The 11,647-nt window shown below is 65.0% G+C and carries 12 protein-coding genes and 1 pseudogene; 7 read left to right on the top strand and 6 right to left on the bottom strand.

From position 1 onward, the window contains the following. Positions 1–216: 216 nt before the first annotated feature. Both AWC06_RS04860 and pgi read left to right on the top strand, forming a co-directional pair. Positions 217–480: a chorismate mutase gene (locus AWC06_RS04860; RefSeq protein ID WP_085194926.1), complete on the top strand. Its 264-nt coding sequence runs from the start codon at positions 217–219 to the stop codon at positions 478–480. A gap of 49 nt (positions 481–529) precedes the next feature. Beyond that, the gene (gene pgi, locus AWC06_RS04855; RefSeq protein WP_085194924.1) at positions 530–2,194 is read left to right on the top strand and encodes a glucose-6-phosphate isomerase; all 1,665 of its coding nucleotides are present in this window, start codon (positions 530–532) and stop codon (positions 2,192–2,194) included. Here the strand turns inward: pgi and AWC06_RS04850 are convergent. From AWC06_RS04850 to cobF, 5 genes and pseudogenes are all read right to left on the bottom strand, one after another. Further along, the gene (locus AWC06_RS04850; RefSeq protein WP_085194923.1) at positions 2,191–2,940 is read right to left on the bottom strand and encodes an SDR family oxidoreductase; all 750 of its coding nucleotides are present in this window, start codon (positions 2,938–2,940) and stop codon (positions 2,191–2,193) included. The genes pgi and AWC06_RS04850 overlap by 4 nt on opposite strands. 84 nt (positions 2,941–3,024) lie before the next feature. Beyond that, positions 3,025–3,492 carry a zinc finger domain-containing protein gene (locus AWC06_RS23520; protein ID WP_227370994.1) on the bottom strand — a complete coding sequence of 156 codons (468 nt, stop codon included), beginning with the start codon at positions 3,490–3,492 and terminating at the stop codon, positions 3,025–3,027. A gap of 159 nt (positions 3,493–3,651) precedes the next feature. Next, positions 3,652–3,888: pseudogene (locus AWC06_RS23515) on the bottom strand (DNA-formamidopyrimidine glycosylase family protein); the annotation flags it as partial. Positions 3,889–3,904: 16 nt separating this feature from the next. Continuing rightward, entirely contained in the window at positions 3,905–4,306 is a 402-nt protein-coding gene (locus AWC06_RS04840) for a phage holin family protein (protein ID WP_085194919.1), read from the bottom strand. A gap of 10 nt (positions 4,307–4,316) precedes the next feature. Continuing rightward, entirely contained in the window at positions 4,317–5,060 is a 744-nt protein-coding gene (gene cobF / locus AWC06_RS04835; RefSeq protein WP_085194918.1) for a precorrin-6A synthase (deacetylating), read from the bottom strand. A gap of 85 nt (positions 5,061–5,145) precedes the next feature. Between cobF and AWC06_RS04830 the strand changes: the two genes are divergently transcribed. From AWC06_RS04830 to AWC06_RS04810, 5 genes are all read left to right on the top strand, one after another. Beyond that, positions 5,146–6,039, top strand: coding sequence for an AurF N-oxygenase family protein (locus AWC06_RS04830; protein WP_085194916.1), 894 nt, complete (start codon positions 5,146–5,148; stop codon positions 6,037–6,039). A gap of 167 nt (positions 6,040–6,206) precedes the next feature. Further along, positions 6,207–7,190, top strand: coding sequence for a DUF4873 domain-containing protein (locus AWC06_RS04825; protein WP_227370993.1), 984 nt, complete (start codon positions 6,207–6,209; stop codon positions 7,188–7,190). Between the two features lie 72 nt (positions 7,191–7,262). Further along, positions 7,263–8,267 carry a chemotaxis protein CheB gene (locus tag AWC06_RS04820; RefSeq protein ID WP_085194914.1) on the top strand — a complete coding sequence of 335 codons (1,005 nt, stop codon included), beginning with the start codon at positions 7,263–7,265 and terminating at the stop codon, positions 8,265–8,267. After that, a complete protein-coding gene (locus AWC06_RS04815; RefSeq protein ID WP_085194912.1) occupies positions 8,260–9,018 on the top strand; it encodes an STAS domain-containing protein in 759 nt (252 codons plus the stop codon). Before AWC06_RS04820 ends, AWC06_RS04815 begins: the two co-directional genes overlap by 8 nt. A 48-nt stretch (positions 9,019–9,066) precedes the next feature. Beyond that, positions 9,067–10,911 carry a CheR family methyltransferase gene (locus tag AWC06_RS04810; RefSeq protein ID WP_085194910.1) on the top strand — a complete coding sequence of 615 codons (1,845 nt, stop codon included), beginning with the start codon at positions 9,067–9,069 and terminating at the stop codon, positions 10,909–10,911. Here the strand turns inward: AWC06_RS04810 and AWC06_RS04805 are convergent. Continuing rightward, the gene (locus tag AWC06_RS04805) at positions 10,908–11,624 is read right to left on the bottom strand and encodes a Crp/Fnr family transcriptional regulator (protein ID WP_169715291.1); all 717 of its coding nucleotides are present in this window, start codon (positions 11,622–11,624) and stop codon (positions 10,908–10,910) included. The genes AWC06_RS04810 and AWC06_RS04805 overlap by 4 nt on opposite strands. Positions 11,625–11,647: the final 23 nt, after the last annotated feature.

The raw sequence follows: 11,647 nt of genomic DNA, 5'->3' as shown, positions 1-11,647 counted from the left end.
CTTTTTGCGCTGGCACGGACCTTGATGGCACACTCGAATTCGTGCTCGACAAGCAGCATCGATTTTTCTACGGGTACCCGTTAGCGGTGCCCGTGGCTTAGCTGCTTCCCAGAGCCCCGAGGTCCGCATCCGGATTCGGGGCTCGTCTGTTGTGTGGGTCCGGATACGGATGCCGACGAAAACCCCACCAACAGCGAGAATGCGGAGTCACAATAAATGGCGATGGAAACCGAACAGCTTCCCGACATCGATGACCTGCGCCAGGAAATCGATCGGCTCGACGCCGAGATCCTGGCCGCGGTCAAACGTCGCACCGAGGTATCCCAGGCGATCGGCAAGGTCCGGATGGCCAACGGGGGCACCCGGCTGGTACACAGTCGCGAGATGAAGGTCATCGAGCGCTACAGCGAGCTCGGCTCCGAAGGCAAGGACTTGGCGATGCTGCTGCTGCGCATGGGCCGCGGCCGGCTCGGTCACTGACATCTCTGCGCCGGCGCTAGAGGACGGGCGGCGTGACTAGTGTCGAAGCATGCCTGCCGTCCAACAGATCCCCGACATCACGGCCACTTCGGAGTGGAAGGCCCTGCGCCGACATCACGAGCAAATCGGCGAAACCCATCTCCGCCAGATCTTCGCCGAGGATCCCGACCGCGGCCGCGAGTTAACCCTCACCGTCGGTGATCTCTACATCGACTACAGCAAACATCGCATCACTCGCGAGACGCTGAAACTGCTGGTCGCCCTGGCCCGGGCGGCGAACCTCGAGCAACGCCGCGACGAGATGTTCGCCGGCGCGCACATCAACACCTCGGAGAACCGCGCGGTGCTGCACACCGCGCTGCGGCTGCCGCGCGACGCCAAGCTGATCGTCGACGGACAGAACGTGGTCGAGGATGTCCACGCCGTATTGGACGCCATGGGCGAGTTCACCGACCGGCTGCGCAGCGGCGAATGGACCGGTGCCACCGGCAAACGCATCAGCACCGTCGTCAACATCGGGATCGGCGGCTCGGACCTGGGACCGGTGATGGTCTATCAGGCGCTGCGCCACTACGCCGACGCCGGCATTTCGGCGCGTTTCGTCTCCAACGTCGACCCGGCGGACCTGGTCGCAACGTTGACCGACTTAGACCCCGCCACAACGCTTTTCATCGTCGCGTCCAAGACGTTCTCCACGCTGGAGACGCTGACGAACGCCACCGCGGCCCGGCGCTGGCTGACCGACGCGCTCGGGGACGACGCGGTGGCCAAGCACTTCGTCGCGGTCTCCACCAACAAAGAGCGGGTCGCGGATTTCGGCATCGACACCGCCAACATGTTCGGCTTCTGGGACTGGGTCGGCGGGCGCTATTCGGTCGATTCGGCGATCGGGCTGTCGGTGATGGCCGCGATCGGACGCGAGGCCTTCGCCGAGTTTCTGTCCGGATTCCACATCGTCGACGAGCATTTCAAGACTGCGCCCCTTGAGGCCAATGCCCCCGCACTGCTCGGACTGATCGAGCTGTGGTACTCCAACTTCTTCGGCGCGCAATCACGGGCGGTGTTGCCATATTCCAATGACCTGGCACGCTTCGCCGCCTATCTGCAACAGCTGACGATGGAATCCAACGGCAAGTCGACGCGCGCCGACGGCACCCCGGTCACCACAGATACCGGTGAAATCTATTGGGGCGAACCGGGAACCAACGGCCAGCACGCCTTCTATCAGTTGTTGCATCAGGGCACGCGGTTGGTTCCTGCCGATTTCATCGGTTTTTCCCAACCTGTCGACGATCTCGCCACTGCCGACGGCACCGGCAGCATGCATGACCTGTTGATGAGCAATTTCTTCGCCCAGACCCAGGTGCTGGCGTTCGGCAAGACGGCCGACGAGATCGCCGCCGAAGACACCCCCGCCGATGTAGTGCCGCACAAGGTGATGCCCGGTAACCGGCCGACGACGTCGATTCTGGCCAACCGGCTTACCCCCTCGGTGCTGGGGCAGCTGATCGCGCTCTACGAGCATCAGGTGTTCACCGAGGGTGTGGTGTGGGGCATCGACTCGTTCGACCAGTGGGGTGTGGAGTTGGGCAAGACGCAGGCCAAGGCGCTGCTGCCGGTGATCTCGGACGCGGCGTCTCCAGGCAGGCAGTCGGACAGCTCAACCGACGCGCTGATGCGCCGCTACCGCGTCGAACGAGGCCGCAGCGCTTAGGCGAAGCGTTTGGTCAACCGGGGCGGCAGCACCCGCATCAGCTGAACCATGGGACCCCACGGCCACCACGGCACCGCGGCGCGGCCCGGCTCCCGTTCGATGGCGGCGACCAACGCCTTGACGCCGGTGTCGTTGTCCACCATGAACAGTGTGGATCCGGACTTGGCGGTCATCTCCGACTCGATGTAGCCCGGCTCGATCACCGACACCTTGATCGGGCCCTTGGCGTACTCGGCACGCAGCGATTCGCCCAGCGACCGCACGCCGGCCTTACTGGCCGCATAGGCGGCCTTCACGCCCGGGACCCCTTTCGCGCCGAGCACCGACGAGACCAGCACCAGGTGCCCCGAGCCAGCCTGCTTGAACATCTCCAATGCCGTTTCGATCTGCACCAACGCGGCCACCAGGTTGGTCTCGATGGTCGCCTTGTTGGCCCACAGCTTGCCCGAACCCAGCGGCGCCCCCTTGCCGATGCCGGCGTTGACCACGACGCGGTCGATCCCACCCAGGGCGTCGGTGAGCTCACCGAACACCTTTGGCACCTGCTCATGGTCGTTGACGTCAAGCGCTGCGACGGCCACCTTGATGCCCGGATGTTGTTGTGTCAGTTCATTTTTGAGCTCATCGAGCCGGTCGGTGCGACGGGCGCACAGCGCCAGGTCGCGACCCTTGGCGGCGAAAGCGCGAGCCATCCCGGCGCCCAGGCCCGAGCTCGCGCCGGTGATGAGTATCTTCTGGCGAGTCACTGCCGCAGCCTAACCGGCGCCCGTCGAACGTCGAGTTGTCGGGCCAAACCGAAGGTGTTTGCCGCAACAAGTCGACGCTCGACACTATTTCAAGAGGCGTGACATCCGCCGGTCGGCCAGCACCTTGCCGCCGGTCTGACAGGTCGGGCAGTACTGAAACGACTTGTCCGCGAATGACACTTCACGAACCGTGTCCCCGCATACCGGGCACGGCAACCCGGTGCGGGCATGCACCCGTAAACCGGAGCGCTTCTCGCCCTTCAGCGTGGCGGCCTGCTGGCCGACCGAACGGGTCACCGCGTCGGTCAGCACCGAGATCATCGCCTCGTGCAACGCCGCCAGCTGTGCATCCGAGAGTTTGCCGGCCGTGGCGAACGGAGAGATCTTGGCGACGTGCAGAATCTCGTCGCTGTAGGCGTTGCCGATTCCAGCGATCACCTTCTGGTCGGTGATGACGGTCTTGATCCGGCCGCTTTGCCCGGCCAGCAGCCCGGCCAACTCATCGACGCTGAGCTGCAGCGCATCCGGCCCGAGCGCGGCGATGCCCGGCACCTTCGCCGGGTCGTCGACGAGCCATACGGCTAGCCGCTTCTGCGTGCCCGCCTCGGTGAGGTCGAACCCGGGCGCCTCACCGGGGGCGCCGAGGTGCACGCGCAGCGCGATCGGCCCTTTGCCGGGCCGCAGCGGCGCGCCGGCCAGCTTGTCCGACCACCGCAGCCAGCCCGCCCGGGAGAGGTGGGCGATCAAGACCAGCTCCCCGGCCCGCAAACCGAGGTACTTGCCCCACCGCTCGGCGCCGGCGACGGTCAAACCGTGCAGCGCGTTGATGGGCGGATCGAAGGTCTTGAGCACAGAAAACGCGGCGACGTCGACGCGCCCGATCGTCCTGCCGACGGCATGACGGCGAAGGTGGTCGGCGAGCGCTTCGACTTCGGGCAGTTCAGGCATGCGTCCAGTGTGCCGGTCAGCGGCGAGCTGTGCGCCTCACGTCGCGAGCAACCAGCGAGAGCACCCAGCTCACGATCGACAAGACGATGGCCGCCCAGATCGCAGTCCACCAGAAGTGGTCGATCTGCAGCCCCCAATGGGTGGTGTGGCTGGTGATCCAGGCGGTGAGCCACAGCATCAGGGCGTTGATGACGATGTGGAACAGGCCCAGGGTGAGGATGTAGAGCGGGATGGACAGAATCTGCACGATCGGCTTGATGAATGCGTTGACCAGGCCGAAGATCACCGCTACGACAAAGATGATGCCGGCCCTCTGCAACCGGGTGTCACCGCCGACGAAGCTGAGTCCATGGACGACGAGGCTGACCACCCAGAGGGCTAATCCGGTCAACGCGGCGCGGATGAGAAATTGGCCCATGGCGAGGAAACTACTCCGCCGGCCGCAATAAGTAGGTGTCCATGATCCAGCCATGCCGGGCACGGGCGTCGGCTCGCAGCTCGGCGATCCGCTGCCCGACTTCTCCGACCGTCCCGGCTACCAGCAGCTCGTCGTCCGTGCCGAGGTAGGCGCCCCACCACACCCGGGTGTCAGGCGGGCAGCCAAGAAACGAGCAGTCGCCGTCGAGCATGACCACCGCCGACCCGGAAAGCCCGCGGCCGCGAAGCTGCCGACCGGTGGTGATCAGCACCGGCTCCCCGACGTCGTTGAGCGGGATGCGGTGCCGCGCCGTCAGCGCCTGGATGGCGGTGATACCCGGGATGACGTCGTAGCTGATGTCGATGTCGGCGGCGACGGCGTCGAGGATGCGCAGCGTGCTGTCGTAGAGCGACGGGTCACCCCAGGCCAGAAAGGCTCCGACACCGTCGGGAGCCAGCTCGTTCGTAATGGCCGTCGACCAGATGCGGGCGCGCGCCGCGTGCCAGTCGGAAACCGCCTCCGGGTAGTCGGTATCCGTCGAGCGTTGCGGATCGGGCAGCTCGACGAAGCGGTAGTCGGGCCGGCGGATGAACCGCGAGCAGATCTCCCGGCGCAGCCCCACCAGGTCGCTCTTGGCCGAACCCTTGTCCATCGCGAAGAAGACCCGCGTCTGGTTGAGCGCCTCGATCGCTTGGACAGTGACGTACTCGGGATCTCCCGCGCCGATGCCGATGACGTGGATGTGCCGGGTCATACGGGCAAAGCCTAATAAGGTCTAGTCGCAACCATCGGTACCCGATACCATCGGTATCGACGCTTCAGCGACGAGGAGGGGCGCCATGACCATTGCGGCGAAGACCGGTCGGGAAGAGTTCTCGGAGCGCTTGCTCAAGGGATCGGTCAAGAAGTCCTACGAGCCGGTTGTCGACATCGACTGGGACGCCCCGCTGGACCCGGACAAGTTCTATCTGCCGCCGAGAATCGTGTCGCTCTACGGCACGCCGATGTGGGACGAGATGACCCGCGCGCAGCGCATCGAATTGTCCCGTCAGGAATTGGTGAACACGCTGTCGGCCGGGATCTGGTTCGAGAACATCCTCAATCAGGCGCTGTTGCGCAAGCTGATGCACAAGGACCCGACCACCCGGTCAACCCACTACGCGCTGACCGAGCTGGGCGACGAAACCCGCCACATGGTGATGTTCGGCAAGGCGATCGAACGGGTCGGCGCCAAGCCGGTGCGCCCGCGGCTCTACCACCGGGTCATCATCAACAGCCTGCCGTTCTTTTTCCGCGGCTCGGTGCTGTGGGTGGCTGCGCTGATCGGCGAAGAGATCTTCGACTCGCTGCAGCGCCAGATGATGGACGATCCCGAACTGCAGCCGATGATCCAGCGGCTGATGCGAATTCACGTCACCGAAGAGGCTCGCCACATTCAGTTCGCGCGCGACGGCCTGCGCAAGCGGGTGCCCCGGATGGGGCGGCTCGAGAAGTGGTTCGTCGCCAACATCAATGGCCTGGGCGGCTGGTTTTTCCGCTATCTGTTCACCAACCCCGTGCCCTATGCGCGAGCAGGGCTGGATGCGCGTCGGGCCCGCGCCACCGCACGCAACAGCGCGCACCGTCACGAAGTGCAGGTGGCAGGCTTCGCCCCGCTGGCGGAGTTCCTCACCGAGGTGGGGCTGATGGGCCCGATCGCGCGTCGAGGGTGGACGCGCAGCAAGTTCCTGTGATCCGCGACGACGTCGTCAGTCTCGGCGGCCAAATCGCCGGCTTCCCCACCGTGGACCGCCCGGTGATCAGCGCGGTATTCGACGACCGCACGGACACCTGGACGCTGACCACCGACGACAACCAGACCCGCCACGCCCGAACCGTCATCACCCACCAGTCGCCGTTCGTGCCGTGGATCCCTAACCTGCAGGGCCGCAACGACTTTCGCGAGACGTCGTTTCATTCGGCGGCGCCGAAGCCCGATTTCGACGCCACCGCCAAGAGCATCGCGGTGATCGGCGCCGATGCCGCCGCCGGGCACATCATCGGCCGGCTGACGGCCTCGGCGGCCTCGGTCAAGGTCTTCCCGCTTCCGCCGCGCCGCGTCGTCGCACCAGCGCGACGGCCACGGCGCTACCTGCGGCGCCAGGCCGAAGTAGTGCGATCACCCGTCGAGGCCGTGACCACCTCGGGCATCCGCTGCCGCGACGGTTCGCACCATGACGCCGACGCCATCATCTACGGCACCGGGCTCACGATTTCCGATTCGATCGATGACGAGACGCTGGTCGGCGCCCGCGGGCTGACCATTCGGCAGGCCTGGCGCGACGGCATGGAGCCCTACCTCGGCGTCGCCGTCCACGGCTTCCCGAATTACTTCATGGTCGGCGGACCCGAGTCGGATGCCGCACTGCGCTACGTGCTGGAATGCCTGAAGCTGATGAAAGGCGCCGCCAGTACCCGCATCGAGGTGCGCCACAGTAATCAACAGGTGTTCAACGAGCGGGTCTATCTGCGCCGTGCATCCCGTCGTTTTGCGGCATCGGCATTTGACCTGTCGTCATCAATTGATGTGCGCGACGATACTTACGACGGCATGGCCACGCTGACCGTGGCCGACACCTGCCGACAGGTGCGGGTTCGGCTGACCGGGCACGTCGACCCTATAGATGGCCAATACCATTGGCAGGGAACCGTTTTCGACCAGTTGCCTGCGGATCTGCTCAAGCGGGTGCGGGCAGTGACGATTGCGGCGGGAGCGCGCAGCGCGTCGGCACGCATCACCGAGGAAACCGCGCAGGGTACGCACTCGATCGCCGGCGTGGGCGCACCTCCGTTCGCGCTGACAGCAGTCGAACTCACCGTTTCGGGCGGCAGCCGACACGCGTAGGCTGGTCGGATGCCGCACTAGCGGGGTTGCCTCTATGGCCCTGCGGGTACACCCAGAACGGTGGCGAGCCCAATGGCAGTCGAGAACAAAGCACTCAACGTGGTCGCCGTCGGCGCGTCGGCCGGCGGGGTTGAGGCCCTCACGCAGTTTGCGGCCGGCCTGCCGCCGGACCTACCGTATGCCGTCCTGGTGGCACTGCACATGCCGAGCGGAGCGCCGAGCGTATTGGCCCGCATCCTGGATCGCAACGGGCCATTGCCGGCAGCTCAGGCCGTCGACGGAGAACCGTTGGAACCGGGCACCATCCGGGTTGCCGTTCCGAATCGGCACTTGCTCATCGACGACCACCGGATTGCGCTGTCAGAGGGCCCTACCGAGAACGGCCACCGCCCCGCGATCAACGCGTTGTTCCGTTCGGTGGCGCTGGGATTCCGCCAGCGGGCGGTCAGTGTTCTGCTGTCCGGTGTGCTCGACGACGGCACGCTGGGATCCGCCGCCATCCGGTCGCGCGGCGGAACGACGATCGCCCAATCACCCACGGAGGCGCTGTTTCCTGCCATGCCGCTCAACGCCATCGAAGCCGGAGTGATCGACCACGAGGTGTCGGCGATCGAGGTAGGCGGACTCCTCAAACAGTTGGCCGATCGAGAATTCGAGGAACGCGAAATGGAACCCGACGCGCGCATGGAGCTGGAAAACCGAATTGCGATGGCGGGACGGTTCTCCACCGAGTTCGACACCGAAGACCTCGGCCCACCGTCCGGCTACACCTGCCCGGACTGCAATGGATCGCTGATCGCCGTCAGCGAGGGCAATTACCGCTGCCAGGTCGGTCACGCCTGGAGCGCCGACGCGCTGCTGCGGGCGCGCGACGAGGAGATCGAGGGCGCGATGTGGGTCGCGATGCGCAGCCTGCAGGAGAAGGCCAAGCTGTCGCGCCGGCTGGCCGACCAGGTCAACCCCGGGATGCTCAGCGAGCGATACGAGGCGATCGCCGAAGAGGCCGAGCACGCGATGTCGATCCTGGGCAGCCGGCTGTCGGAGGCCTACACCAAACACCGGGAGCCCGATGGGTAGGCCCCTCAGCCCACTGGCAGTTTCCGCCGAGGCGGCGGGAGCTGTCTGTCTGCTCGCCATCGAAGGGATCCTCGACAGCAGCACCTACCTGAAGCTGCGGGACGCCATCATCAAGGCGGCATTGGATGAGCCGCGGGCGGTCATCGTCGACGTCAACGCGCTCGACGTCCCGGCATCCTCCGCATGGTCGGTGTTCACCAGTGCGCGTTGGCACGTCAGCACCTGGCCCGATGTTCCGATCATCCTGGTATGCGAACACGCCGGCCGCCGAAGGACCATCGTCCGCACCGGTGTGACGCGCTATGTGCCGGTGCACGCCACCGTCGAAGAGGCGCTGGGCGCGCTCACCGACGACAATCGACACGGCCGGCTGCGTGCTCGCGCGGAATTGCCGGCTTCGCTTGCCAGCCTGCGCACGGCCCGCGAAATGGTGGCCGAGCGGCTGGATGCCTGGTCGCAGACCGACCTCATCCCGGCCGCGACGGTCATTGTCAATGTGTTCGTCGAGAACGTCCTGCAGCACACGGTCAGCGCGCCTGTGGTGATACTCGAATCGAACCGTGAGACGGTCAGCATCTCGGTGCAGGACGGCAGCTCGACACCGGCGGTCCGCCATGAAGACCCTTACCGCGGCGGCGATCGGGTGTCCGGGCTGGCAATCGTCGCGTCGGTGTGCCGCGCCTGGGGCAGCACGCCGACCCCGTCCGGAAAAACGGTGTGGGCGGTCGTTGGGCCGGAAAATCAGCTCTGACCCCGAGTAGTGTTCAATTTCGCGACGGATTGTCGGCGAGGGAACGAAATGGACACCAAGACGGACGAAGCATTCGAGGCCCTGCTGCGCTACATGAGGGACTCCCGGGGATTCGACTTCACCGGCTACAAACGCACCACGCTGATGCGGCGAGTGCGCCACCGCATGGCCCAGGGCGGTTATGACACCTTCGAGCAGTATCTCGATGTGCTGCAAGCCAGTTCCGACGAGTTCTCGGCATTGTTCAACACCATCCTCATCAATGTCACCGCCTTCTTCCGCGACCCTGAGGCGTGGGAATTCATCACGAGCGATGTCATTCCGCGGATGCTGGCCGAGCGCGGTCCGGACGACCCCATTCGGGTCTGGAGCGCCGGCTGCGCGTCCGGTCAGGAGGCCTACACGCTGGCGATGCTGCTGGCCGAGACGCTAGGGGCCGACGCATTCCGGCAGCGGGTGAAGATCTACGCGACCGATGTCGACGAGGACGCACTCACCGAGGCCCGAGCCGCCACATACGATGCGAAGGCCGTCGAGTCCGTGCCGGAGGAGCTGCTGGACAAGTACTTCGAGCAACTCAACGGCCGCTACATATTCCACAAGGACCTGCGCCGTGCGGTGATCTTCGGTCGCAACGACCTGGTCAAAGACGCGCCCATCTCCCGCGTCGATCTACTGGTGTGCCGCAACACATTGATGTACATGAACGCAGAGACGCAACGAAACGTCTTGGGCCGCTTACATTTTGCGTTGGCTGCGCAGGGCACGCTGTTCCTCGGCCACGCCGAGATGTTGCTGAGCCACACCGATCGGTTCACCCCGTTGAACCTCAAACATCGCATTTTCCGTAAGTCCCCGGGTTCGCATAGCGGGCTGGACCGCTACGATCCGGCCTCGGCGATATACGAGCGGCATGGTGATCTGCCTGGCTTGACCACCGTGCGGGAGTTGGCTTTTCGCGCCAACCCCGTTGCCCAGATTGTGGTGACCGGCGAAGACACGGTGGCGATGATCAACCAGCAGGCCGAAACCATGTTCGGGTTGTCTGCCCGCGACATCGGCCGCCTGCTCCGCGACCTGGAGGTCTCCTATCGACCGGTCGAGTTGCGTGTTTATCTGGAGCAGGCCAAGGTAGAGCGGCGGTCCGCCCGGATCCCTGACGTCAAATGGCAGCGCCCGGGCATGGAAACCGTCTGGTTCGAGATCCACATCAATCCGCTGATCGATGCCGAGAATGGGCTGCTGGGCGTGTCGATCGTTTTCTTCGACGTGACCGCAACGCGGGCGCTGTTGGACAAGGTGGTCCAGACCAACCGTCAGCTGGAGGCGGCCTACGAGGAACTGCAATCCACCAACGAGGAACTCGAGACCACCAACGAGGAATTGCAGTCCACGGTCGAAGAATTGGAGACGACCAACGAAGAGCTGCAGTCCACGAACGAAGAACTCGAGACGATGAATGAGGAGCTGCAGTCGACCAATGACGAGCTGCAGACCATCAACGACGCGCTGCGCGAGCGCAGCGTCGAACTCGACGAGGCACGCACTTTCCTTGATTCGCTGGTCAATTCGGTGCACTTCGGGATGGTCGTGGTGGATCGCGAGATGCGGGTGGTGGTGTGGAACCGCGGCTGCGAGGAGCTGTGGGGGCTGCGCTCCGACGAGGCCGAGGGTCAAGTTCTCACCACACTGGACATCGGGCTTCCTGTCGACCAAATTCGGCCGCTGATCGGTAATGCCTTCGTGGACCCGGAAAATCCGGGCAAGGCCGTGTTCGAGGCCGTCAACCGCCGCGGTCGGCCTACCCAGGTGCGGGTGACCTGCACCGGTTTTCAATCCTCTGCCGAAGACGGCGTGAACGGCGCGCTGCTGTTGATGGACGCGCAGTCCTAGGTGTTGCGGCGGTGATTGCGCAGCGCGTCGAACTCGGCCCGGATGATGCGATAGCACTCGCAGGCGATTTGTTCGAGCCCCCCGCGGTCGACGATCGTGATGGCGCCCCGGCTATAGCGGATCAGGCCCATGGCCTGGATTCGCTGGGCCGTCTCCGAGACGGTAGGCCGGTGCACGCCGAGCATCTGGGCCATGAATTCCTGGGTGAGCGGAAACTCGTCGCGGCCGACCCTGTCATGTGTGGTTGCCAGCCAGCGCGCCATGCGAGCATCGGTGGTGTGACTGCGGTTGCAGACCACATTCTGGGAGACCTGCACCATTGTCGCCTGAGTGAAGCGGTTCAGCAGGTCGTGTAAGGCACCGCCCCGGCTGAGCGCCTGGCGGAAGTCTCCGACGCTGATCCGGACGCTCTCGCCCGGAATCTGGCAGAACGCGGCCTGCGGGCTCTGCGTCGCGCCCAGATATGCGGGCAAACCCACCATCCCTTCGTGGCCGGTGGTGGCGACCTCGATTTGGATCTGCCCATCGGTCATCGCCACCAACGAATACACGGATGTCAGCGGGAAGAAAATGTCGGCGATCGGCTCACCCGGCGCGTAGGCCTGTCGCTTCATTTCCGACTGTTCCAGCTTTAGGTTCGGCTCGAGCGCGGCGAACTCGGCGTCGGGCAGTTGGCCCAAAATCGCGTTTCGCCGGAAGTTGTTTTCGCTCATCTGCCGGTTCCTCATACGTCGGT

This window comes from Mycobacterium fragae, assembly GCF_002102185.1.
GTDB classification, from domain to species: domain Bacteria; phylum Actinomycetota; class Actinomycetes; order Mycobacteriales; family Mycobacteriaceae; genus Mycobacterium; species Mycobacterium fragae.
This window is presented reverse-complemented; position numbering and strand designations above follow the sequence as displayed.

Excerpts from the sequence above, each read along its gene's own strand:
- AWC06_RS04860 (WP_085194926.1), top strand. The coding sequence starts at position 217 with ATGGCGATGGAAACCGAACAGCTTCCCGACATCGATGACCTGCGCCAG.
- pgi (WP_085194924.1), top strand. The coding sequence starts at position 530 with ATGCCTGCCGTCCAACAGATCCCCGACATCACGGCCACTTCGGAGTGG.
- AWC06_RS04840 (WP_085194919.1), bottom strand. The coding sequence starts at position 4,306 with ATGGGCCAATTTCTCATCCGCGCCGCGTTGACCGGATTAGCCCTCTGG.
- cobF (WP_085194918.1), bottom strand. The coding sequence starts at position 5,060 with ATGACCCGGCACATCCACGTCATCGGCATCGGCGCGGGAGATCCCGAG.
- AWC06_RS04830 (WP_085194916.1), top strand. The coding sequence starts at position 5,146 with ATGACCATTGCGGCGAAGACCGGTCGGGAAGAGTTCTCGGAGCGCTTG.
- AWC06_RS04820 (WP_085194914.1), top strand. The coding sequence starts at position 7,263 with ATGGCAGTCGAGAACAAAGCACTCAACGTGGTCGCCGTCGGCGCGTCG.
- AWC06_RS04815 (WP_085194912.1), top strand. The coding sequence starts at position 8,260 with ATGGGTAGGCCCCTCAGCCCACTGGCAGTTTCCGCCGAGGCGGCGGGA.
- AWC06_RS04810 (WP_085194910.1), top strand. The coding sequence starts at position 9,067 with ATGGACACCAAGACGGACGAAGCATTCGAGGCCCTGCTGCGCTACATG.
- AWC06_RS04805 (WP_169715291.1), bottom strand. The coding sequence starts at position 11,624 with ATGAGCGAAAACAACTTCCGGCGAAACGCGATTTTGGGCCAACTGCCC.